Genomic DNA, 22444 nt, shown 5'->3' with positions numbered 1-22444 from the left:
CTTAGATGACTTTTGCTTCGTTCTTGAGCTTATCGACCAAGGCGGCCACGTCGGCCACCTTGATGCCTGCGCCGCGCTTGGCGGGTTCGGTCACCTTCAGGGTCTTCAGGCGCGGGGTTACGTCCACACCCAGGTCTTCTGGCTTGACGGTGTCCAGCTGCTTCTTCTTGGCCTTCATGATGTTGGGCAAGGTGACGTAGCGGGGTTCGTTCAGGCGCAGGTCGGTGGTGATGACGGCGGGCAGTGTCAGGGCCAGGGTTTCCAGGCCGCCGTCCACTTCGCGGGTCACGCTGACCTTGTCGGCAGCCAGTTCAACCTTGTTGGCGAACGTGGCCTGGGGCAGGTCGGCCAGGGCCGCCAGCATCTGGCCGGTCTGGTTGGCGTCGTCGTCGATGGCTTGCTTGCCCAGGATCACAAGGCCAGGTTGTTCTTTGTCCACCAGGGCCTTCAAGAGCTTGGCCACAGCCAGGGGCTGCAGTTCGGCATCGGTCTCCACCAGGATGGCGCGGTCGGCGCCAATGGCCATGGCAGTGCGCAGGGTTTCCTGGCATTGGGCCACGCCGCAGGAAACAGCGATGACTTCGGTCACCAGGCCTTTTTCTTTCAGGCGCACGGCCTCTTCAACGGCGATTTCGTCAAAGGGGTTCATGCTCATCTTCACGTTGGCGATGTCCACACCCGTGTTGTCCGACTTCACGCGGACCTTCACGTTGTAGTCCACCACGCGTTTCACGGGAACGAGGATCTTCATGGTTGGGTCTTTCTGAAAAAACAGGAAATCGATCAGTGCGACAGCGTGCGGTGCAGGTCGCGCAGCTCGCGCTTGAGCACCTTGCCGATGGCGCTGCGCGGCAGCTCGTCGATGAAATGCAGTGCGGCCAGCCGCTGTGTCTTGCCCGCCCGGGCGTTGTACCACCCCATGATCTGGGCGGCGTCTTCGGTAGCGCCCGGTCGGCGGCACACAAAGGCTACCGGCGTCTCGCCCCACTGTTCGGAGGGCACGCCGGTCACGGCCACGTCCTCCACAGCGGGGTGCTTGCGCAGCTCGGCTTCGAGGTCGCTGGGGTAGATATTGAAGCCGCCACTGATGACCATGTCCTTGCGGCGGTCCAGCAGGGTCAGAAAGCCCTGCGCGTCAAACCGGCCCACGTCGCCCGTGCGGATGAAGCGCTTGCCGGTGGCGTCAAACCACTCGGCCTCGCGCGTCTTGTCGGGCTGCCGGTGGTAGCCGGTCATCATGCCGGGCGAGTGGCCCACCACCTCGCCGGTGGCACCAGGCGGCAACTCGTTTCCTTCTTCATCGATCAGGCGGATGTCACTGGTGGAGGCCGGCTGGCCCACGGTGTGCAGCTTGTCCGGGTGCTCGTGCGCCGCCAGGATGCAGGTGCCGCCGCCTTCGGTCATGCCATAGAACTCGTACAGCGCGCCCGGCCAGCGCGCCAGGATGTCGGCTTTCAGCTCGGCGCGGAACGGCGCGCTGGTGCAGAACTTGGCGCGAAAGGACGACAGGTCGAATTCACCAAACTGCGGCAGCGCCATGATGCGCTGGTATTGCACCGGCACCAGCATGGAATGCGTGGCGCGGATCTGCTGCGCGGTCTGCAGGTAGCACAGTGCATCGAACTTTGGCATCAGCAGCACGCTGCCGCCCCAGCACAGGCCGGGGAAGAACGACACCAGCGTGGTGTTGGAATACAGCGGCGTGGCCAGCAGCGTGACGCTGTCCGGACCGTAGCCCTGCGCCAGGCCACGCACCAGATGTGCCCAGCGCATGCCGTGCGACTGCACGATGCCCTTGGGGTTGCCGGTGGTGCCGGAGGAATAAATGATGTTGAACGGGTGCTCGGGCCCCACGTCCACCGGCTGCGGCGCCGCGCCTTCAGGGGCAAGCCATTCGCTCCACGGCGTGCCCGCACCCGCGTCGTCCAGCGCCACAAGCGGCAGCGCACCGGCGCCTTCCATCACCGCAGGCGGCACCGCCGCCCTGCCCTGCGCATCGGCAAACAGCAGGCGCGCCTGGGCATCGCCCAGCATGGACGCCATGGCCTCGGGCGTGACGGACGGCGCCAGCGGTGCCACCACCACCCCCGCACGCAGGGCGCCCAGGTACACGGCGGCATAGCGCACCGACGACGCAGCGCACACGGCCACCACATCGCCCGACTGCAGGCCCGTCTGCTGCAACGATGCGGCCACGCGGTCCACCAGGGCATCGAGCGCGGCCCAGTCCAGCGCGGAGTCGTCATCGGCCAAGGCATTGGCCTGCGGGCGCTGCTGCGCGTTGTCACGCAGCAGATCGGAGACCCGGCGGAACGGGGGAAAAGGGGCAGAGGCAGTGGTGTTGGTCATGGCCCAACTTACTCGAACGTGATGCCCTTGTCGCGGATCACCTGGCCCCACTTGGCGTAATCGCCACGCACGCGCTTGGCCATCTGGTCCGGGCCTTGGTAGTTGGCGATGGCACCGGCGTTGAGCAGCTTGTCCTGCACTTCCTTGTCGGCCAGGATGGCCTTGACTTCGGTGCTGATGCGGTCGACCACGTCCTTGGGCGTACCGGGCGGGGCCATCAGGCCGCCCCACGACACGGCATCAAAGCCCTTGAAGCCCTGCTCGGCGATGGTGGGCACATTGGGGATCACGCCCACGCGCTGCGGCGAGCCCACGGCAATCGCACGCAGCTTGCCCGTCTGGATATGGGGCAGCGCCGCCACGAGGTCGGCATACATCATGGGCACCTGGCCGCCCAGCGTGTCGGTGATGGCGGGTACACCGCCTTTGTAAGGCACATGCTCCATCTCAAATTGGCCCAGCTGCTTGAGCAGCTCCATGCTCAGGTGGCCAAAGCTGCCCACGCCCGAGGAGGTGTAGTTGAGCTGCCCCGGCCGCGCCTTGGCATGGGTGATGAGCTTTTGTAGATCGGTCACGGTGGGCATCTGCGCCGGGTTGACCACCACCACGATGGGCAGGTCGTACACCGTGGCCACGGACACGAAATCCTTGGTGGTGTCGTAGCCCGCCTTTTTATACAAGTGCGGCGCCAGCAGCGTCGGCGTGGCCAGCATCATCAGCGTGTAGCCGTCGCCAGGGGTCTTGGCGATCTGTTGCGCGGCAATCGAGCCCGACGCACCCGCTCGGTTCTCCACCACCACGGGCTGCTTCAGCCGCTCGGCCAGCTTCTGGCCGACGATGCGCGAGGCCGTGTCGGTGGGGCCGCCCGCCGGGAAGGGCACCACGAGCTTGATCATCTTGTTGGGCCAGGCCTGGGCGTGTGCCGGGGCCGTGCCCAACAGGCCAAGCACCGACACAGCCGCAGCCGTTGCAAGCACTGCGCGACGCGAAAAGGCGGCGGGAAAAAGACATTGTTTCGTCATCAGAGATCCGTTTTTACTTTCAGCTTTTGTGCTGGCCCACACCCGACGTAACCGGCGCTGCCCAGGCGTGGGCAGCCGCGCAAGGGCCGCCCCGCCGCGCTGGCTGCGTCCCCCTGCCCGCAACGCGCAGCGTTGCGAGAGCGGGGGGAAGGCGCGAAGCGACTCAGGGGGGTGTCAATCTAGTTTCGCGCCAGAGACCTTCACCACGCGCTCCCACACCGGTGCGTCCTTCTTGAACTGCGCGTTGAACTGCTCGGGGCTGCTGCCCACAGGGATGAAGCCCATCTGCTGGATGCGCTCGCGCACTTCGGGCATCGCGATCACGGCCTGCAGCTCGGCGCCGAGCCGGGCGACCACTTCAGGCGGCGTCTTGGCAGGTGCGCTCATGCCCACCCAGCCCGTCACCTGGAAGACCTCGTCCTTGATACCCTGCTCGGCCATAGTGGCCACCTTGGGCAGTGCGTCCATGCGCTGCGCGCCGGTCACGGCCAGTGGCTTGAGGCGGCCCGATTCGATGTACGGCCGGGCCGACTGCAGGCTGGCAAACGCCATCTGGAACTGCCCACCCACGAGGTCCTGCAGCATGGGGGCCTCGCCCTTGTAGGCCACATGGTTCATGTCGGCCTTGTGCTTGTCGGACAGCCATGCACCCGCCAGGTGGGCGTACGAACCCATGCCCCACGAGCCATAGGCGATCTTGCCCTTGTTGCGGTCGATGTAGGCCATCAGCTCCGACGCGTTGTTGACCGGCAGCTGCGGGTTGACCAGCAGCACCACCGGCGCCAGCGCGATCTGCGTGATGAGGGCCTGATCTTTTTGCGGCTGGTAAGGCAGGCGGTCGTACAGGAACTGGTTGATGAGCATGGTGGTGCCCAGGGACACCAGCAGGGTGTAGCCGTCGGCTGGCGACTTGAGCGCCTGGTCGGTACCGGTCACGCCGCCGGCTCCGCCGCGGTTGTCCACGAGCACAGGCTGGCCCAGACGGGTCGAGAGCTTCTCGCCCAGCGTGCGGGCGGTAATGTCCGTGGCGCCACCCGCCTGGTACGGCACGATCAGCTTGATGGGCTTGGCAGGCCAGGCCTGCGCATGGGCTGCCGACATCATGCCGGGGACAGCCAAGGGGGCCAGGGCAGCCACGGTGGTCAGGATGGCGCGGCGGGAAATGGATCGCATGGGGGGAGTCTCCTGTCAATGTTGTTGTGGGTCGGGCAGCGTGAGCACACCCTTGTCGCGCAGGGCCTGCAGCTCGGCCTCGGGCAGTTGCAGCAGCTGCTGCAGCACCTCGCGCGTGGCCGCGCCCAGGGTGGGCGGTGCGTTGCGGATGGGCAGGCGCTGGCCGTCGAGTCGATAAGGCGGCGCAAACACATGCGTGGTGCCCGCCTCGGGGTGGGGCATTTCCTGCAACAGGCCGCCGCGGCGCGTGCGCTCGCTGGTCAGCGCCTCATGCAGGCCGGCCACGCGGCCGCAAGGGATGCCCGCAGCGGTCAGGCGTTCGAGCAGCACATCACGCGGGAAGCTGGCAATCAACGCCTTCATCTCGGGCAGCAGGGTCAGTCGATTGCGGGCACGCTCGACATTGGTGGCAAAACGGGGGTCTTCCACGATGTCCGGGCGCATCACCACCTGGCGGCAGAACTTGTCGAACTGGCTGTTGTTGCCCACGGCGATGATGAGCGGACCATCCTGTGCCTCGAACATGCCGTAGGGCACGATGGACGGGTGGGCGTTGCCGTAACGCTGCGGATCGTGGCCCAGCAGCATGGCGTCCAGGCCGTAATAGCCGGTGATCATCAGGCCGCAGTCGTACAGCGCCATCTCGATGTGGCGGCCCTTGCCTGTGCGTTCCCGGCGGAACAGTGCGGCCAGCACGGCCTGCGCCGCATACATGCCGGTCATCATGTCCACGGCGGCCACGCCAAACTTCAGCGGCGGCTGGCTGGCCTCACCGTTGATGGCCATCAGACCCGCCTCGCCCTGGATCACCAGGTCGTAGCCGGGGCGCTTGGCCTCGGGGCCGGAGCTGTCGTAGCCCGCCACCGAGCAGTAGATGAGATCGGGCTTGATGGCCTTGAGCTGCTCGTAGCCCAGGCCCAGCTTCTCGGCGCCGCCGGTCTTGAAGTTCTGGACCACCACGTCACACTGCGGCAGCAGGTCACGGATGATCTTCACGCCTTCGGGCGTCTGCAAATCCACCGTGATGGACCGCTTGTTGCGGTTCATGCTGTTGTAGTAGGTGGTCTCGGTCTTGCCGATGCGCATGCCCCAGTCGCGGGTGTCGTCACCCCGGCCGGGGTGTTCCACCTTGATGACGTCGGCACCAAAATCGGCCAGCACCTGGCCGCACAGCGGCCCGGCAAACACGCGCGAGAGATCGAGTACGCGCACGCCTTCGAGCGGGAAGTCCATGCCCTCTGGCAATGCGGGTGTGGGGGTTGTGGAGGTCATTGCGTAGTGTCTTGTGTACCCGCGCCAGCGGCATTGACCTGGCGCAGGCGGGCGAAATCGGCGGGGCGTTTTTCCAGAAACGCACCAATGCCTTCGCGGGATTCTTCGGTGGCTTGCGACTGCACCATGCGCTGTGCTTCCAGCTCCAGCTGGTCGTCCAGTGGCTGCGCGTAGGCACTGCGGCACAGCGCCTTGATGCGGCCCATGGCCAGGTCCGGCCCGGCGGACACCTGCGCGGCCAATGCCAATGCCTGCGTCAGCGCTTCACCCGGCTCGGCCAGTCGGTTGACCGGGCCGAGTGCGTGCAGCCGCTCGCCCGAGATGCGTTCGCCGGTGAGGCACAGCTCGGTCAGCACCTGGCGCGATACGAACTCGGCCAGGAAGGCCGTGGCGCCCCCGTCGGGCGTGAGCCCCACTTTCACATAGGCCACCGAGAACACGGCATTGCGCGCAGCCACCAGCATGTCGCAGGCCAGCGCCAGCGACAGGCCAGCACCAGCGACAGCGCCCTCCACCGCCGCGATCACCGGCTTGCGGCAATCGCGCACGGTGCGGATCAGGTCGTGCAGGCCTTCGAGCTTGGCGCGGCGTTCTTCGATGGGCAGCTCGCGGCGCTTGGCCAATTGGCGCAAGTCACCACCCGCGCAAAAGTGCCCGCCTTCGCCCGTGAGCACGATGGCGCCCACGGTGGGGTCGGCCTCGGCCTGCGCCAGTGCCTCGGTCAGCGCCGCGTAGAACGCGGGCGACAGCGCATTGCGCGCGGCTGGGTTGTTGTTGGAGAGCACGAGCACCGCGCCCTCGCGGCGTTGCAGCAGAGGCAGTGGCTGCTCCATGGCTTCAGCTCCGGCCCAGCGCAATGAAGCGCGCCAGGTGATGGTCTTCGTCGCCAAACTGGTGGTCCACCATGACGAGGCGCTTGGCGTAGTGCGACAAGGGCAGCTCCCACGTCATGCCAATGCCCCCGTGCAGCTGGATGCTTTCCTCGGCCACCAGCGCCCCAATACGGCCCATGGTGACTTTGGCCGCCGACAGCGCACGCTCGCGCTCGGTGCGGTCGGTGCTATCCATCGCGGCCGCTGCGTTGATGACGGCAGAGCGCGCCTGCTCCACTTCCAGCAGCAGGTCGGCCATGCGGTGCTGCAGGGCCTGGAAGCTGCCAATGGGCACACCAAACTGCTTGCGCGTTTGCAGGTATTCCAGGGTGTGCTTCTTGGCAACGTCCATCGCACCCAGCGCCTCAGCACACACCGCCAGAATGCCCCAGCCCACCGCATGCTCCAGCGTCGCGTAGCCCTGCCCTTCCGTGCCCAGCAGTGCATCGGCACCCAGCTGCACATTCTGCAAGCTGACTTCAGCCACACGGCCGCCATCGATGCGGCCCATGCCTCGGCGGCTCAGGCCTGCGGCATCGGTGGAAACCAGGAACAGCGAGATACCCTCTTCATCGTCCACAGCGCCCGAAGTGCGGGCGCTCACCAGCAACATCTGCGCCTGGTCGCCATGCAGCACGACGGCCTTGTGGTCGGTGAGTTGCCAGCCGTCGCCATTGCGCACCGCGCGGGTGGTCACGCGGTTCAATGCGTAATGTGCGCCGGGCTCTTCGTGCGCCAGCGCGGCCACGGTGCTGCCGTCGATGAGACTGGCGATGTGTTCCTTTTGCGCCGCGCTGCCCGCCAGGCCCAGCGCCCGGCCCACCACCAGCGCGCCGACAAAGGGCTCCACCACCAGGCCGCTGCCCAGGGCTTCAAACACCACGGCCACGTCAAAGCCTGCACCGCCAAAGCCGCCATCTGCTTCAGGGAAGAGCGCGCCAATCGCGCCCAGCTCGGCAAAGCGGGCCCACAGCGCTGGGTCCGTACCGGTGTCGCCGTAGGCAATGTGGTTGCGCGTTTCGATGCCGTACTGCTCGGCCACAAAGCGGGTCAGGGTGTCCGCCAGCATGCGGCGGTCTTCGGTATGTTCAAAGTTCATCGCGGCAACCTCACAGGCCGAGAATCATCTTGGAGATGATGTTCTTCTGGATTTCATTGGAGCCGCCAAAGATCGACAGCTTGCGGTAGTTGAAGTAGTTGGCCGCAGCCGTCGCTGCCTCCTTCGGGCCCACGGGCTCATCGGCATAGCCTTCGTACTGCGCTTCTTCGATGAACGGCAGCGCGTAAGGCCCCACCGCGCGGCGGATGAGCGAAAGGATATCCTGGCGAATTTCGGTGCCACGGATCTTGAGCATGGAGCTTTCGGCCCCCGGCACGCCGCCACCGGCCACGGCGGCAATCACGCGCAGGTTGGTGGTCTTCATGTTCTCCAGGTCAATCTCGACCTGTGCCATGCGGGCAGCAAACAGCGGGTCCTGGTCCAGTGGCTGGCCGTTCTTCATCACCTTGGCCGCAATGACCTTGAGCTTGGCCAGCGCGGCAATGCAAAAGCCCACGCCTGCGATGCCGGTGCGCTCGTAGGTCAGCAGGTACTTGGCGTAGGTCCAGCCCTTGTTTTCCTCACCCACCAGGTTTTCCACGGGCACCTTCACATCGGTGAAGAAGACTTCGTTGACTTCCTTGTCGCCATCGAGCGTGCGGATGGGGCGCAGTTCCACGCCAGGCGATTTCATGTCCACCAGCAAGAAGCTGATGCCCGACTGGGCCTTGGCTTCGCGGTCGGTTCGCACCAGGCAGAAGATCATGTTGGCGTGCTGGCCCTGGGTGGTCCAGGTCTTCTGGCCGTTGACGATGTAGTGGTCGCCCTGGCGCACCGCCGTGGTCTTGACCGAAGCCAGGTCCGAGCCTGCGCCGGGTTCGGAATAGCCCTGGCACCACCAGTCCTCGCCGCTCAGGATGCGCGGCAGCCAGTATTTTTTCTGCGCCTCGTTGCCAAACTTGATGAGCACCGGGCCCAGCATGTTCACGCCAAAGGGCACGATGCGCGGGCCACCGGCCAGGGCGCACTCGGTGTCGAAGATGAACTTCTCGACCGCGCCCCAGCCTGGGCCGCCGTAGGCCTGGGGCCAGTGGTTGGCCAGCCAGCCGCGCTCGTTGAGGATGGCGTGCCACTCATCCTGGTCGGCCTTGGTCAGGCGCTGCCCTGCCTTGACCTTGGTGGCGATGCGTTCGGGCAGCTTGGCTTTCAAGAAAGCCTGCACCTCGGCGCGGAAGGCTTCTTCTTCGGGGGTGAAATTCAGGTCCATATCGGGTCGCTTGCAGTTCAGAGTTCGGTGGTGTGGCGCAAGGTCAGAAAATTTCGAAGAGGCCTGCAGCGCCCATGCCACCGGCAATGCACATCGTCACCACGCCGTACTTGGCCTTGCGGCGGCGGCCTTCGAGCAGCAGGTGGCCCACCAGGCGCGCACCGGTCATGCCAAAGGGGTGGCCAATGGCAATCGCCCCGCCGTTCACGTTCAGCCGCTCGGAGGGAATGCCCAGGCGGCGCTGGCAGTACAGGGCCTGCGAGGCAAAGGCCTCGTTCATCTCCCACAGGTCAATGTCTTGCACCGTGAGGCCGTGGCGTGCCAGCAGCTTGGGCACGGCAAACACGGGGCCGATGCCCATTTCGTCGGGCTCGCAACCGGCCACGGCAAAACCACGGAAGGCACCCAGGGGCTGCAGGCCACGGCGCTCGGCCTCCTTGGCTTCCATCAGCACGCAGGCGCTGGAGCCGTCGGACAGTTGCGAGGCATTCCCTGCGGTGATGAACTGGCCTGGGCCCTTCACGGGCTCCAGCTTGGCCAGGCCTTCGAGCGTGGTATTGGCGCGGTTGCAGTTGTCGTGCGTGGCGGTCACTTCGCGGTAGGTGACCTCGCCGGTCTCTTTGTTCTTTTCCATCATGCGCGCGGCGCAGGGCACGATCTCGTCAGCGAACACACCGGCCTGCTGTGCGGCGGCGGTGCGCTGCTGGCTTTGCAGCGAGAAAGCGTCCTGGTCTTCGCGGCTGATGCCGTAGCGGTGGGCCACGATGTCGGCGGTGTCGATCATGGCCATGTAGAGGTCGGGCTTGTGCTCTTGCAGCCAGGGGTCAATGTCTGCCGGGTTACCTGCGCGGATGGCAGAGATGCTCTCCACCCCGCCCGCCACCATGGCGGGCACGCCTTCGGCCACGATGCGGCCCGCCGCAATCGCCACCGACTGAAGGCCCGACGCGCAAAAGCGGCTGGCAACCATGCCCGCTACCGACAGGGGCAGGCCCGCGCGCAGTGCGGCCTGGCGGCCAATGTTCTTGCCGGTGATGCCCTCGGGGTAGCCGCAGCCCATCACCAGGTCTTCAATCAGCTCGGGGTCGATGCCCGAGCGCTCCACGGCCGCCTTGACGGAATACGCGGCCAGCTGCGGGCCGGGCGTGGCGTTGAATTCGCCCCGGTGCGACTTGGTCAGCGGGGTGCGGGCGGTGGAAACGATGACGGCTTCACGCATGATTTGCTCCTTATTTGATAGCTTTTTGCGCTTATTGATCAAGCGCCAGAGGCCAAAATGATTTGAATTCGATGGATCCTAAAAATCGCGGCGAGAGGCGAGGTCAGCTCTTTTCAGCCTGGTTCAGGCTGTCAAAGTTGCGCCCTTCCCGCACCAGCTTTTCCAGCAAGGGCGAGGGCTTCCAGAACAGCGGGTCTTCCTTGGCGAACTCGCGGATGTCGGCCAGCACCTTGGGGAGCCCCGTCATGTCGGCCCACTTCATCGGGCCGCCCCGGTGGCGCGGAAAGCCGTAGCCCGCCACAAAGGTCACGTCCACATCCAGCGGGCGCAGGGCAATGCCTTCGTGCACCACATTGGCCCCTTCGTTGGCCATGGCGGCCATGTAGCGGCGCATGATCTCGTCGGCGGTGAAGCTGCGGGGCGTCACGCCCTTCTTGGCGCGCTCGGCCTCCACAATGGCCAGCACTTCAGGGTCGGGCTGGCCCACGCGGGCGCCATCGGGGTAGAGGTAAAAACCGCGCCCCGTCTTCTGGCCAAACCAGCCGCGCTCGCAGATGCGGTCGGCAATTTCCACATAGCGGGCCTTGGGGTCACGCGTCGCAGCACGGCGCTTGCGGGTGGCCCAGCCAATGTCGCCACCGGCCAGGTCGGTCACCTGGAAGGGGCCCATGGCAAAGCCAAAGCCGCGCACGGCGGCGTCGATCTCATACGGGCTGGCACCGTCTTCCAGCAGGTAGTCGGCGGCCTGCTTGTAGATAGCCAGGATGCGGTTGCCGATGAAGCCGTCGCACACACCGGCGCGCACAGGCACCTTTTTGAGCTTGCGTGCCAGCTCGAACGCAGTGGCAACCACATCGGGCGCCACCTGGGCGGGCACCACGATCTCCAGCAGCTTCATGATGTTGGCGGGGCTGAAGAAGTGCAGGCCAATCACGTCTTGCGGGCGGCCGGTGGCAGCGGCAATGGCGTCAATGTCGAGGTAGGAGGTGTTGGTGGCCAGCACGGCACCGGGTTTGCACACGCGGTCCAGCTCGCGGAACACAGCCTTCTTCACCTCGATGTCTTCAAACACGGCCTCGATCACCAGATCAACCTGGGCGATGTCGGCGTAGCTGGTACTGCCGATGTAGCGCGCCATCACGGCGGCCTTGGCGGCATCGGTCATGCGGCCTTTGGCGACCAGGGCGTTGTAGACCTTCTCGACATTGGCGCGGCCCCGGGCGATGGACTCGGCGTCGCGCTCGATCATGGTCACGGGCAGGCCCGCATCCAGCGCCGCCACGGCAATGCCCGCGCCCATGGTGCCGCCACCGATGACGGCAATGCTGCCCACGGGGCGTGGCTGCGCGGCCTGGGCCTCAGGCACCTTGACCACTTCGCGCTCGGCAAAAAAGGCGTGGATGAGCCCGGCGCGTTGCGGGCTGTCCAGGCATTCCATGAACAGGGCGCGCTCGCGGGCCATGCCTTCATCAAACGGCAGTTGCAGCGCGCCCTGCACGCATTCGATGATCTTGAGGGGAGAGAACAGGCCGCGCGACTTCTTGGCCGTCTCGGTCTTTTGCTCTTCCAGCCAGGCCAGGGCCGCCTGCGGCTCGGCGATGGCCAGGTCGCGCGTGCGGCGCGCGGGGGCGTTGGCCGCCAGCAGCTCGCGCACGTAGGCCAGGCCTGCGGCCAGCGGGTCGGTGCCTTCCACCAGCTTGTCGACCAGCCCGGCTTGCAGCGCGGCCTGCGCCTTGAGGGGCTGACCACTGAGCATGAGGGCAGTAGCCGCCTGCACGCCCATCAGGCGTGGGGCGCGCTGGGTGCCGCCCGAGCCGGGCAGCAGGCCCAGGTTCACCTCGGGCAGGCCCAGCGTGGCAGCGGGCAAAGCCAGCCGGTAGTGTGCCGACAGAGCCACCTCCAGCCCACCGCCCAGGGCCGCGCCGTGCAGCACGGCGACCACGGGCTTGCTCAGGGTTTCGATGGCGCGGCAGACCTCGGGCAGGATGGGAGCAACCGGTGGCTTGCCGAATTCGCGAATGTCCGCCCCGGCAATGAAGGCCTTGCCCGCACCCACCAGTAACACGGCGACCACGGCGGCGTCGGCCTGCGCCTGCTGCATGGCCGCCAAAAGGCCCTGGCGCACGGCAGCGCCCAGGGCATTGACGGGCGGGTTGTCGATGGTGACGACCAGAACATCGCCATGCAGCGCGGTCGTAACAACGGAAGATGCGGCAGCGGCGGCGTGCATATGGGGAAGTCTCCTGGTCAATGGCTGTGCCTGTTGATGACCGGGGGATTGTTGATGCGCGAAGTAATCTTGACAATTACAGAGCTCATTGACAGACTGTCAAAGTTCTTTTGACAAACTGCAGCAAACGAGCGGTCAAGCGCCGCCCCACCTATGGAACTCACCTCCCTCACCGTGCTGGTCGACATCCTCGATGCCGGCAACCTGAGCCAGGCCGCGCGCAACCTGAAGATGACGCGCGCCAACGTGAGCTACCACCTGCACCAGCTGGAAAAATCGGTGGGGGTACAGCTGGTGCGCCGTACCACGCGCCGGGTGGAGCCCACCGAGGTGGGGCTGCGCCTGTACGCCCATGGCCGCGCCATTCAGAACGAAATGCTGGCCGCGCGCGAGACCATTGCCACGCTGGGCCAGGGCCTGCAGGGCCGCGTGGGCCTGAGCGTGCCCAGTGGCTACGGGCAGATGGTGATGTCGGACTGGCTGATCGACTTCAAGCGGCTGTACCCCGGCATCGTGCTGGATGTACGCTTTGAAAACCGGGTGGACGACCTCATCCGTGACGAGGTGGACATCGCCATCCGCGTGATGCCCGAGCCCCCGCCCACGCTGGTAGCGCGCGACCTGGGCAGCGTGCGCTACATCGCCTGCGCATCGCGTGGATACGCCGAGGCGCACGGGCTGCCCCAGGACTTCGAGGCTCTGCAGGCTGCGCCGGTGATCACCGCAGGGGTGGTGGGCAAGCAGCTGCGCCTGCGCGGGTACCGGGGTGACCAGCGCCAGGAAGCCTTGCTGGAGCCCACCATCATTTCGGAGCACTTTCCGTTTCTGCGCCAGGGCATCCTGGCAGGGCTGGGCGTGGGGCTGGTACCGGATTACGTGGTGCAGGACGCCGTGTCCAGCGGGGAAGTGCTGACCACGCTCGACGACTGGCGGCTGAGCATTTTTGGCACCCAGATGTTCATGCTCTACATGCCCAACCGCCACCAGACCCGGGCGGTGCGCACCTGCATTGACTACCTGCTGGGGCGGGCCCTGCCCGCCGCCGAGCCAGGCGCGTCAGCGGCGGCCGGATCAGCACCTTGATCGACTCCCAATGCAAAAACGGGCGCAGGTGCTAGTTCATCATGCGTCAATAGCTATATTTTTCATAGCAAATGACATCCGCCTGCACCTGTGTCCCGCACACCGGGTGACTTCGCGGCACGCCGGTGCGGCGCTGGGCATCAGATCCGCCCTTCCTCCACCGCATGGCACGCAATGCGGATGCCGCCGATGCTCTGGAGCTTGGGGCGTTCGGTGCGGCAGCGGTCATTGACATGCGGGCAGCGGGGGTTGAACGCACAGCCGGGTGGCGGGTTCAGCGGGTTGGGCACCTCGCCCTGCACCGGTGTGCGCGCCTTGCCCGTGTCGTGCATCTTGGGGATGGCATCGAGCAGCATGCGCGTGTAGGGGTGGCGCGGCGTGTCGAACAGCGTGTGCTTGTCGGCCAGTTCGACCAGGCGGCCTAGGTACATCACGCCGACCTGGTCGCTCACATGGCGCACCACGGCCAGGTTGTGGCTGATGAACAGGTAGGTGAGCTGCCGCTCGCGCTGCAGGTCCTTCATGATGTTCAGCACCTGCGCCTGCACTGACACGTCGAGCGCGCTGGTGGGCTCGTCGCACACCAGGAACTCGGGCTCGGTGGCCAGGGCGCGCGCAATCGAGATGCGCTGGCGTTGGCCGCCGGAGAACTGGTGCGGATACTTCACCATGTCGAGCGGCGACAGCCCCACGGACTGCAGCAGCTCGCCCACACGCTGTTTGAGCTCTGCCTTGTCGGTGATGAGGCCGTGCTCCTTGAGCGGCTCACCGATGATGTCCTCCACCAGCCAGCGAGGGTTCAGACTCGCGTACGGGTCCTGGAAGATCATCTGGATGCGGCGGCGCATGGCCTTGGCATCGTTGCCCTTGAAGGCCGCGTGCGCATCCTGGTTGTCGAACGTGAGACCGCCACGGGTGGGCTCGTACAGGCCCACCAGCAAGCGGGCCACGGTGCTCTTGCCGCAGCCGGACTCGCCCACCAGGGCCAGCGTCTTGCCCTTTTCGATCTCGAAGCTCACGCCGTCCACCGCGTGCAGCAGGGTGCGGGGCTTGCGCTCGATCACACGGTTGAGCCACGGGGCAGAGACGTCAAAGGTCTTGGCCAGGTCATGCGCCTGCACCAGGGCCTTACTTTTCGTTGCGGCGGCGCTCATGCGGTCACCTCGGCGCGGGTCGTGGCACCGGCGTGCAGCCAGCAGGCAGCGCGGGTAGCGCCGGCATCCATCAGGTCGGGGCGGTCGGTCATGCAGCGGTCAAAAGTCTTGGGGCAGCGGGGGTTGTAGGCACAGCCCTTGGGGATGGCGTTGAGTCGCGGCATGGCACCGTCGATCTGATTCAAACGTTCACGGTCCATCGTCATGTCGGGGATGGAGGCCATGAGGCCGCTGGTGTAGGGGTGCGACGGCTTGTTGATCACGTCATGCACCGGGCCGATCTCGGCCACCCGGCCGGCGTACAGCACGGCCACGCGGTCGCAGGTCTCGGCGATCACGCCCATGTCGTGGGTGATCAGCATCACGGCAGCACCACGCGATTTGCAGATGTTTTTCAGCAGCGTGATGATTTGCGCCTGGATGGACACATCGAGCGCCGTGGTGGGCTCGTCGGCCACGATGAGCTTGGGCTCGGCGGCCAGGGCCAGGGCGATCACCACGCGCTGGCGCATGCCGCCCGAGAACTGGTGGGGGTAGTGGTCGATGCGCTCTTCGGCCGCCGGGATGCCGGTGTCCTTGAGCAGCTGGATCGCACGCTGGCGTGCCTCGGCAGCGTTGACCGGCAGGTGGGCGAGGATGGTCTCGGTGAGCTGGCGGCCCACGGTGTACAGCGGGTTCAGCGAGGTCAGCGGGTCTTGAAAGATCGCACCGATGCGGCGGCCCCGGATGTGGCGCATTTCCTCGTTGCTGAGGTTGTCGATGCGCTGGCCTTCCAGCAGGATCTGGCCTGAGGCCACACGGCCTGGCGGCTCCAGCAGGCCGATGATGGCCGCGCCGGTGAGCGACTTGCCAGCGCCGGACTCTCCCACCACGCCCAGGATCTCGCCGGGTGCAATGGAAAAGGAAATGTCGTCCAGGGCGCGCAGGGTACCGCGACGGCCCGGGAATTCGACAACGAGGTTTTTGACTTCGAGAAGGCTCATGGAAATATCGCTTTTCTTGTTCTTGTTATGGCTCAACGCAGGCGCGGGTTCAGGGCATCGCGCAGCCAGTCACCCAGCAGGTTGACCGACAGGGCAATCAGCACCAGCATGGCGCCCGGGAACACGGTGATCCACCATTCGCCCGAGAACAGGTAGTCGTTGCCGATGCGGATCAGCGTGCCCAGCGAGGGCGAAGTGGGCGGCGCGCCCACGCCCAGGAAAGACAGCGTGGCTTCGGTGATGATGGCCGTGGCCACCTGGATGGTGGCCAGCACCAGGACGGGCCCCATCACGTTGGGCAGCACGTGCTTGCGCATGATGCGCAGCGGCGAGACGCCCGTCACACGGGCGGCCTGCACGTATTCCTTGTTGCGCTCCACCAGCGTGGAGCCGCGCACCGTGCGGGCATATTGCACCCAGCCGGTGAGGGAAATGGACAGGATCAGCACGCCAAACGCCAGTGATTCGTGCGCATTGGGGAACAGCGCACGGCCCACGCCGGCAATCAGCAGCGCGACCAGAATGGCGGGAAAGGACAGCATCACGTCGCACAAGCGCATGAGCACAGCGTCCACCCAGCCGCCCCGAAAGCCTGCCAGCAGGCCGAACGCCACACCCACCACCACGGACAGCACCACCGAAGCGATGCCCACCACGAGGGAAATGCGCGCGCCGTAGATCAGGGCAGACAGGATGTCACGGCCCTGGTCGTCGGTGCCCAGGGGGTATTTCATGGAGCCCATTTCGCTCCATGCCGGAGGCAGGCGCGCATCGCTCAGCTCCAGCGTGGTCAGGTCGAACGGGTTGTGGGGTGCCACCCATCCGGCAAACACCGAACAGAACAGGCAAATCAGCGCAATGGCAGCGGCCAGCATGGCGACCGGCGATGTGCGGAAGCTGTAGCCAACGTCGCTGTCAAACCAGCGGGCAAGGGTAGTTTTCATTGTGGGAAACCAGTCAACGGGCAACAACACGCGCAGCGGGTAGCTACGGGTGTTGTTGCGGGCTTGAATTAGCCAGTGGCTTTGTTGTTGTCGTCGTATCGATCAGTCGGGAACGCGGGGGCTCACTTGCTCACGGTGATCCACTTGAACGGCATGTAGTTGTCGGCCATCTGCACGAGCTTGACCTTCTTGCTCACGCCCCAGGCCAGTGCCTGCTGGTGCAACGGCAGGTGGCCCACGTCGGCGGTGTGCACGTCAAAGGCTTCCTTGATCATGGCGTCGCGCTTGGGCTTGTCGGTCTCGACCAGGATCTTCTTGGTCAGCTCGTCCAGCTTGGGGTTGCAATACGCACCCAGGTTGAACTGGCCCGCGCCGGTCTTATCGTCCGGGCAGATCATCAGCGCATTGAGGGCGTTGTGCGAGTCGTACGTGGTGGGCGTCCAGCCCAGCATGTAGAAGCTGGTGTCACGACGTAGCACCTTGGGGAAGTACGTGCCCTTGGTTTCGGCCGCAAGGTTGATCTTGACGTTGATGCGCGACAGGTTGGCAGCCACCGTCTGGCAGATGCGGCCATCGTTTACATAACGGTCGTTGGGGCAGTTCATGGTGACTTCAAAGCCGTTGGGGTAGCCGGCTTCGACCATGAGTTTCTTGGCGGCCTCGACGTCGTAAGGCAGGCGCTTGACCTCTGGCTGGAAGCCGTTGATGCCAGGGCCCACCATCAGTGCGGATGGATTGGACGCGCCACGCATCACAGTCTTCTTGATGCCTTCGATGTCGATGGCCTGGTAGAACGCCTGGCGCACGCGCTTGTCCTTGAAGGGATTCTTGCCCTTGACGTTGGAGTACAGCAGCTCGTCGCGCTTCTGGTCCATGCCCAGGAAGATGGTGCGCAGCTCGGGGCCGGTGATGGCGCGGGCGTTGGCGCTGTTGTTGACGCGCTCGATGTCCTGCACAGGCACGGGCTCCATCACGTCCACTTCGCCGGACAGCAGGGCTGCCACGCGCGTGGCGTCATTGCCAATCGGGGTGAACACCACCTCGGTGGCGTTGCCTTCGATCTTGCCCCAGTAGGCGCCGTTGCGCACGAACACGGAGCGTACGTTGGGCTGGCGTTCACGCAGGCGGTAGGGTCCGGTGCCGTTAGCGCGGAACGACGCAGCGTTCTCAATGCCCTTGCGGCGGTCCACGGGGGTGACAGCCTGGTTGGTCTCACACCACTTCTTGCTCATCATGTAGGAGGTGGTGATCACGTCCGGCAGGATAGGCTGGGGGGCCATGGTGTCGATCTCGACCGTGTGGTCGTCGATCTTGCGCACCTGCTTGATGTCGCTGTTGGTGGCCTTCATGTCGGAGCCGTCGCCCTTCATGCGGGTGAAGCTGAACACCACATCGTCGGCCGTGAACGGCGTGCCGTCATGGAACTGCACACCCTTGCGCAGTTCGAAGCGCCACACGGTCGGGGCAATCTGCTTCCAGCTGGTGGCCAGCGCGGGCGCCAGGCTCAGGTCCTTGTTGCGGCCCACCAGGGGTTCGTACACGTTGCTGGTCACGCTCAATTGCAGCGACTCGTTGAGCGAGTGCGGGTCCATCGACAGGGCATCGCCCTGGTTGGCGATGCGCACGGTCTGGGCCTGGGCTACCAGACTCGCAGCGGTCAACGCAGCGAAGAGAGCGGTCACAACGACTTTTTTCTGGAATTTCATGGAAATCTCCTGGTAGTGAAAGGGTGGAATGGAAGGGTACGAAGACTTCCGGTGGGTGAACAGCGTGTTTGCGCGAAGAGACAAGGGCAGCAACAAGGGCCTGGCATCCGGTCAAACTGCAGGCAAGGGCATGGCCTGCTCGATCAGGCTGGCGTGCAGCGCAGCCCCCAGCGGCAGGATGTCGTCGTTGAAATCGTAGCGGCTGTTGTGCAGCGCACTGCCACTGGACCCTGTGCCCTGGCCAATGCGCAAGTAAGCACCTGGTTTGTTCTGCAGCATGAAAGAGAAGTCTTCTGCGCCCATGCTGGGCTCCAGGTCGCGCACCACATGGTCGGCACCCAGCAGCGACTCGGCCACGTCGCCCGCAAAGATCGCTTCGCTTTCGCTGTTGATGGTGGCGGGGTAGATGCGTTCGTAGTGCACGGTGGCGGTGGCCCCGAAGCCCAGCGCAATGGCGCTGCATAGCTCCTTGAGGCGCTTCTCGACCATCTCCTGCACCTGCGGATCAAAGGTGCGCACGGTGCCGACCAGCGTGGCCGTGCCTGGCAGCACGCTGAACGCCCCCAGATCGCCTGCCTGCATCGCGCACAGGCTGACCACCGCACTGTCGATGGGCCGGACATTGCGCGACACGATGCTCTGCGCCGCAGTGATGATGTGGGCCGCGACCAGCACCACGTCCACCGTCTGGTAGGCATGCGCGCCGTGGCCGCCACGCCCGGTGATTTCAACCGTGAAGCGGTCGGCAGCGGCCATCATGGGCCCGGCGTTGATACCGACGGTGCCGGGCTTCATCGCCGGCCAGTTATGCATGGCAAAGATGGACTGCACCGGAAACCGGTCAAACAGCCCGTCTTCCATCATCACGCGGGCACCGGCAAAACCTTCTTCGCCCGGCTGGAACACCAGCACGGCGGTGCCGTCGAAGTTGCGCGTCTCCGCCATGTAGCGCGCAGCGCCAATCAGCATGGCGGTGTGGCCGTCGTGGCCGCAGCCGTGCATGAGGCCCTGTTTGCAGGACTTCCAGGCGAAGTCGTTGTGCTCGGTCAGCGGCAGGGCGTCCATGTCGGCACGCAGGCCTACCATGCTGCCGCTGGCCGTGCTGCGCCCCCGAATGACGCCCACCACACCCGTGCGCCCGATGCCGTCGTGGATCTCATCCACACCGCAGAGCTTCAACGCTTCCTTGACGCGTTTGCTGGTGTATATCTCTTCAAAACCCAGCTCGGGATGGGCGTGCAGGTCACGCCGCAGTGCCGTCAACTCGGGGTGGTATTGAGCGATGTGCGCGAAGGCGCGACCACCAGCTTTCAAACGAGGGCCTTGCATCAGTGGCCTCCTGCCTTGCCCACGCGCAGACGCGGATCAACCGCAAAGTACAACAGATCCACCACCAGGTTGATCACCACGAAGATCAGCGCAATCAGGCACAGGTAAGCGGCCATCACAGGGATGTCTGCAAAGGTCACAGCCTGGATGAACAGCAGGCCCATGCCCGGCCACTGGAACACGGTCTCGGTGATGATGGCGAAAGCGATCAGGCCACCCAGTTGCAAACCGGTAATGGTCAGCACGGGCACCAGCGTGTTCTTGAGGGCGTGGCCGAAATGGATGGCCCGGTTGGAGAGGCCGCGCGCCCGGGCGAACTTGATGTAGTCGGTGCGCAGCACCTCCAGCATTTCAGCCCGTACCAGACGCATGATCAGTGTGAGCTGGAAGATGGCCAGCGTGATCGCAGGCAGGATGATGTGGTGCCAGCCCTTGGCCTTGATCAAGCCGGTGCTCCACCAGCCCAGTTGCACCACTTCGCCGCGGCCGAAGCTGGGGAACCAGCCCAGGTGCACGGCAAACACCAGGATCAGCAAGATGCCGATCAGGAAAGTAGGCAGGGACACGCCCAGCAGCGAAAGGGTCATGAACAGCTGGCTGGTGAAGGTGCCGCGCTTGAGGGCGGCATACACGCCCATCGGCACCCCAATCACCAGCGCGAGCAGGGCCGCAACGAGGGCTAGCTCCAGCGTGGCCGGGAAGCGCTCGGCAATCAGGCGCGAGACCTTGGCGCCCTGGCGCAGGCTCAGGCCAAACTCGCCCTGCGCCGCATTCACCAGAAAGTGCCAGAACTGCACGAAGAAGGATTTGTCCAGGCCAAGGGCACTACGCAGCTCGCGGATCTGCTCCGGAGTGGCATCCTGGCCCAACAGGAACACCACGGGATCTCCCACGTACTGGAACAGCATGAAGGAGATGAAGGCCACCGTGACCATGACAATCACAGCCTGTATCAGGCGGCGCAATATAAAGGCAAGCATCAGAGAGTCGAGTGAGTGTTCGATGGAAGTACCACCGCCACTTTTGGTGGCCGAGGCACTGCGGGTCAATACATCGTCAGATATACCAAAGAAAGCAAGGGCCGCACGGCCCTTGCTTTCAGTGCGTCAAGAATAAATCAGTTCACCTTGACGGTGCGCATGTCCACGCGGTTATCGGCACGGTGCACCAGTTCGATGTTCTTCTTCATGGCCCAAGGGATCACCTGGTCATGCAGAGGGATGTGGGACACGGTATCGTTGGACAGTTGCAGCGCCTCGGTCAGCATGCGCGCCCTCACAGGCGCATCGGTCTCGGCCTTGATGCGATCCACCAGATAATCCATGCGCTGGTTGCTGTAACGGCCCACGTTGTAGTTGCCGTCGCCACCCTGGCCCACACTGCGCACCAGCGATTGCAGGCTGTACAACCCGTCAAATGTAGGTACGCCCCAGCCCAGCATGTAGATGCTGGCTTCGTAGCGCTGGATCATCGGGAAGTAGTTGACCAGGGGCAGCGTGCGCAGCTTGGCCTTCACGCCCACGCGCGCCCACATGGCTGTGACGGCCTGGCAGATGGCTTCGTCATTGATGTAGCGGTTGTTGGGGCAGGCGAAGTCCACCTCAAATCCATCGGGGTAGCCGGCCTCGGCCAGCAGCTTCTTGGAGGCATCCACGCTGTATGGGAAGCGCTTGCCCACCGCCTCGGTATAGCCAGCCACCTGCGGCGCCACGATGGTGCCCGTGGGCTTGCCCAGGCCACGCATGATGTTGCGCGAGATGGTCTCGGCATCAATCGCCTGGTAGAGCGCCTTGCGTACACGCACATCCTTGAGCGGGTTCTTGCCCTTGATGTTCGAGCCCGGCAGCTCTTCGCGGAATTGGTCCATGCCCAGGAAAATGGTGCGGTTTTCCACACCGTCAATCACCTTCAGGTCAGAGCTGGCGCGCAGTCGGCCCAAGTCCTGGGGAGACGGGTCGAGCACAAGGTCCACTTCGCCCGACAGTAGCGCCGCAATGCGCGTGGCGGCGGACTTGATGGGGGTGTAGACGATCTCGGTCACGTTGCCGTCCATCTTGCCCCACCAGTTGGGGTTGCGCTTGAACACCATCTTCACATCGGGCTGCCACGACTCAAGGGTGTAGGGCCCTGTGCCCATGGCATTGCGGTGGGCAAAGTTCTCGTCGGTGCCCTTGATGTCTTTGGGCTCGACGGACTTGTTCTTCTCCGCCCAGGCCTTGCTCATGATGCGCAGCTCAGTCATCTGACGCAGCAGCACCGGATTGGGCGACGACAGCATGACGTCGAAGTTTTGCGCATCCACTTTCACTACCTTGCTGATGCCCTGCACATAAGGCGTGAAATTGGATGTTTTGGCCATGGCCCGCTGGATGGAGTACACGGCGTCATCTGTGGTCAGGGGCGAACCATCGTGGAACTTGACGCCCTGGCGCAGCGTAAAACGCACCTGCGTGGGGCTGATTTCCTTCCAAGCCGTTGCCAGCACGGGCTCCACATCAAACGTCTTGCTGTTGTAGTACACCAGGCTCTCGTACACGTTGGCATGAAGGCCGTTTTGCAACGCATTGTTCTGGGAGTGAATGTCCCACGTCGAAATTTCCCCCTGACTGGCCCACTTGAAGGGCTTAGCCTGCAGTGATGGCGCAAACAGCAGTGCGGTAGCAGCAGCCACCGACAAAAGACTGTGGTTGAGTTTCATGGAACCCTCTTGATTAAAAGTTTTACTATGCAGTAAAGGTTGCGCTATAGCCAACGGGAAATCCCTGAATCCCCGATGCGATAAAGGGCCTATAGCCCCCAAAG

18 protein-coding genes are annotated in these 22444 nt (G+C 64.7%); 1 reads left to right on the top strand and 17 read right to left on the bottom strand.

What is annotated here, in order from left to right:
- Position 1: 1 nt before the first annotated feature.
- The 10 genes from C8C99_RS19040 to C8C99_RS18995 form a co-directional block, all read right to left on the bottom strand.
- Positions 2 to 751, bottom strand: a complete 750-nt coding sequence (locus tag C8C99_RS19040; protein WP_108626584.1) for an electron transfer flavoprotein subunit beta/FixA family protein — start codon at positions 749 to 751, stop codon at positions 2 to 4.
- A 32-nt stretch (positions 752 to 783) separates the two neighbouring features.
- Positions 784 to 2349 (bottom strand): class I adenylate-forming enzyme family protein, encoded by a 1566-nt coding sequence (locus tag C8C99_RS19035; protein WP_108626583.1) that lies wholly within the window; start codon positions 2347 to 2349, stop codon positions 784 to 786.
- Between the two features lie 8 nt (positions 2350 to 2357).
- The gene (locus C8C99_RS19030; protein ID WP_108626582.1) at positions 2358 to 3371 is read right to left on the bottom strand and encodes a tripartite tricarboxylate transporter substrate binding protein; all 1014 of its coding nucleotides are present in this window, start codon (positions 3369 to 3371) and stop codon (positions 2358 to 2360) included.
- A gap of 174 nt (positions 3372 to 3545) precedes the next feature.
- Entirely contained in the window at positions 3546 to 4544 is a 999-nt protein-coding gene (locus tag C8C99_RS19025; RefSeq protein ID WP_108626581.1) for a tripartite tricarboxylate transporter substrate binding protein, read from the bottom strand.
- A 15-nt stretch (positions 4545 to 4559) separates the two neighbouring features.
- Entirely contained in the window at positions 4560 to 5816 is a 1257-nt protein-coding gene (locus C8C99_RS19020) for a CaiB/BaiF CoA-transferase family protein (protein ID WP_108626580.1), read from the bottom strand.
- The gene (locus C8C99_RS19015; RefSeq protein WP_108626579.1) at positions 5813 to 6649 is read right to left on the bottom strand and encodes an oxepin-CoA hydrolase, alternative type; all 837 of its coding nucleotides are present in this window, start codon (positions 6647 to 6649) and stop codon (positions 5813 to 5815) included. Before C8C99_RS19015 ends, C8C99_RS19020 begins: the two co-directional genes overlap by 4 nt.
- Before the next feature lie 4 nt (positions 6650 to 6653).
- Positions 6654 to 7787, bottom strand: coding sequence for an acyl-CoA dehydrogenase family protein (locus C8C99_RS19010; RefSeq protein WP_108626578.1), 1134 nt, complete (start codon positions 7785 to 7787; stop codon positions 6654 to 6656).
- A gap of 10 nt (positions 7788 to 7797) precedes the next feature.
- Positions 7798 to 8994 (bottom strand): acyl-CoA dehydrogenase family protein, encoded by a 1197-nt coding sequence (locus C8C99_RS19005; RefSeq protein WP_108626577.1) that lies wholly within the window; start codon positions 8992 to 8994, stop codon positions 7798 to 7800.
- 43 nt (positions 8995 to 9037) lie between these two features.
- Positions 9038 to 10213: an acetyl-CoA C-acyltransferase gene (locus C8C99_RS19000; RefSeq protein WP_108626576.1), complete on the bottom strand. Its 1176-nt coding sequence runs from the start codon at positions 10211 to 10213 to the stop codon at positions 9038 to 9040.
- Positions 10214 to 10316: 103 nt separating this feature from the next.
- A complete protein-coding gene (locus C8C99_RS18995; protein WP_108626575.1) occupies positions 10317 to 12443 on the bottom strand; it encodes a 3-hydroxyacyl-CoA dehydrogenase NAD-binding domain-containing protein in 2127 nt (708 codons plus the stop codon).
- Between the two features lie 153 nt (positions 12444 to 12596).
- On the opposite strand from C8C99_RS18995, the gene C8C99_RS18990 reads away from it, so the two are divergent.
- Positions 12597 to 13526, top strand: a complete 930-nt coding sequence (locus C8C99_RS18990; RefSeq protein ID WP_108626574.1) for a LysR family transcriptional regulator — start codon at positions 12597 to 12599, stop codon at positions 13524 to 13526.
- Between the two features lie 140 nt (positions 13527 to 13666).
- Here the strand turns inward: C8C99_RS18990 and C8C99_RS18985 are convergent, their stop codons facing one another.
- From C8C99_RS18985 to C8C99_RS18955, 7 genes are all read right to left on the bottom strand, one after another.
- Positions 13667 to 14680, bottom strand: a complete 1014-nt coding sequence (locus tag C8C99_RS18985; protein WP_056646678.1) for an ABC transporter ATP-binding protein — start codon at positions 14678 to 14680, stop codon at positions 13667 to 13669.
- A complete protein-coding gene (locus C8C99_RS18980; protein WP_108626573.1) occupies positions 14677 to 15663 on the bottom strand; it encodes an ABC transporter ATP-binding protein in 987 nt (328 codons plus the stop codon). The genes C8C99_RS18985 and C8C99_RS18980 overlap by 4 nt, the downstream gene beginning before the upstream one ends.
- A 32-nt stretch (positions 15664 to 15695) precedes the next feature.
- On the bottom strand, positions 15696 to 16607 hold the full coding sequence (locus C8C99_RS18975; protein ID WP_015012586.1) for an ABC transporter permease: 912 nt from the start codon (positions 16605 to 16607) through the stop codon (positions 15696 to 15698).
- 122 nt (positions 16608 to 16729) lie between these two features.
- Entirely contained in the window at positions 16730 to 18313 is a 1584-nt protein-coding gene (locus tag C8C99_RS18970) for an ABC transporter substrate-binding protein (RefSeq protein ID WP_056646680.1), read from the bottom strand.
- A 111-nt stretch (positions 18314 to 18424) separates the two neighbouring features.
- A complete protein-coding gene (locus C8C99_RS18965) occupies positions 18425 to 19642 on the bottom strand; it encodes a M20 aminoacylase family protein (RefSeq protein ID WP_056646682.1) in 1218 nt (405 codons plus the stop codon).
- Complete coding sequence (locus C8C99_RS18960) at positions 19642 to 20622, bottom strand: ABC transporter permease (protein WP_108626572.1); 981 nt, start codon at positions 20620 to 20622, stop codon at positions 19642 to 19644. Before C8C99_RS18960 ends, C8C99_RS18965 begins: the two co-directional genes overlap by 1 nt.
- 137 nt (positions 20623 to 20759) lie before the next feature.
- Entirely contained in the window at positions 20760 to 22340 is a 1581-nt protein-coding gene (locus tag C8C99_RS18955) for an ABC transporter substrate-binding protein (RefSeq protein WP_108626571.1), read from the bottom strand.
- Between the last annotated feature and the right edge of the window lie 104 nt (positions 22341 to 22444).

It is taken from the genome of Acidovorax sp. 107 (genome assembly GCF_003058055.1).
Classification (GTDB): Bacteria; Pseudomonadota; Gammaproteobacteria; order Burkholderiales; family Burkholderiaceae_C; genus Acidovorax.
This window is presented reverse-complemented; position numbering and strand designations above follow the sequence as displayed.

Bases quoted from the DNA above. Each gene is read 5' to 3' on its own strand.
- C8C99_RS19025 (WP_108626581.1), bottom strand. From the start codon at position 4,544: ATGCGATCCATTTCCCGCCGCGCCATCCTGACCACCGTGGCTGCCCTG.
- C8C99_RS18985 (WP_056646678.1), bottom strand. From the start codon at position 14,680: ATGAGCGCCGCCGCAACGAAAAGTAAGGCCCTGGTGCAGGCGCATGAC.
- C8C99_RS19020 (WP_108626580.1), bottom strand. From the start codon at position 5,816: ATGACCTCCACAACCCCCACACCCGCATTGCCAGAGGGCATGGACTTC.
- C8C99_RS18960 (WP_108626572.1), bottom strand. From the start codon at position 20,622: ATGCTTGCCTTTATATTGCGCCGCCTGATACAGGCTGTGATTGTCATG.
- C8C99_RS19040 (WP_108626584.1), bottom strand. From the start codon at position 751: ATGAAGATCCTCGTTCCCGTGAAACGCGTGGTGGACTACAACGTGAAG.
- C8C99_RS18990 (WP_108626574.1), top strand. From the start codon at position 12,597: ATGGAACTCACCTCCCTCACCGTGCTGGTCGACATCCTCGATGCCGGC.
- C8C99_RS19015 (WP_108626579.1), bottom strand. From the start codon at position 6,649: ATGGAGCAGCCACTGCCTCTGCTGCAACGCCGCGAGGGCGCGGTGCTC.
- C8C99_RS18965 (WP_056646682.1), bottom strand. From the start codon at position 19,642: ATGCAAGGCCCTCGTTTGAAAGCTGGTGGTCGCGCCTTCGCGCACATC.
- C8C99_RS18970 (WP_056646680.1), bottom strand. From the start codon at position 18,313: ATGAAATTCCAGAAAAAAGTCGTTGTGACCGCTCTCTTCGCTGCGTTG.
- C8C99_RS18955 (WP_108626571.1), bottom strand. From the start codon at position 22,340: ATGAAACTCAACCACAGTCTTTTGTCGGTGGCTGCTGCTACCGCACTG.
- C8C99_RS18995 (WP_108626575.1), bottom strand. From the start codon at position 12,443: ATGCACGCCGCCGCTGCCGCATCTTCCGTTGTTACGACCGCGCTGCAT.
- C8C99_RS19000 (WP_108626576.1), bottom strand. From the start codon at position 10,213: ATGCGTGAAGCCGTCATCGTTTCCACCGCCCGCACCCCGCTGACCAAG.
- C8C99_RS18975 (WP_015012586.1), bottom strand. From the start codon at position 16,607: ATGAAAACTACCCTTGCCCGCTGGTTTGACAGCGACGTTGGCTACAGC.
- C8C99_RS18980 (WP_108626573.1), bottom strand. From the start codon at position 15,663: ATGAGCCTTCTCGAAGTCAAAAACCTCGTTGTCGAATTCCCGGGCCGT.
- C8C99_RS19005 (WP_108626577.1), bottom strand. From the start codon at position 8,994: ATGGACCTGAATTTCACCCCCGAAGAAGAAGCCTTCCGCGCCGAGGTG.
- C8C99_RS19035 (WP_108626583.1), bottom strand. From the start codon at position 2,349: ATGACCAACACCACTGCCTCTGCCCCTTTTCCCCCGTTCCGCCGGGTC.
- C8C99_RS19010 (WP_108626578.1), bottom strand. From the start codon at position 7,787: ATGAACTTTGAACATACCGAAGACCGCCGCATGCTGGCGGACACCCTG.
- C8C99_RS19030 (WP_108626582.1), bottom strand. From the start codon at position 3,371: ATGACGAAACAATGTCTTTTTCCCGCCGCCTTTTCGCGTCGCGCAGTG.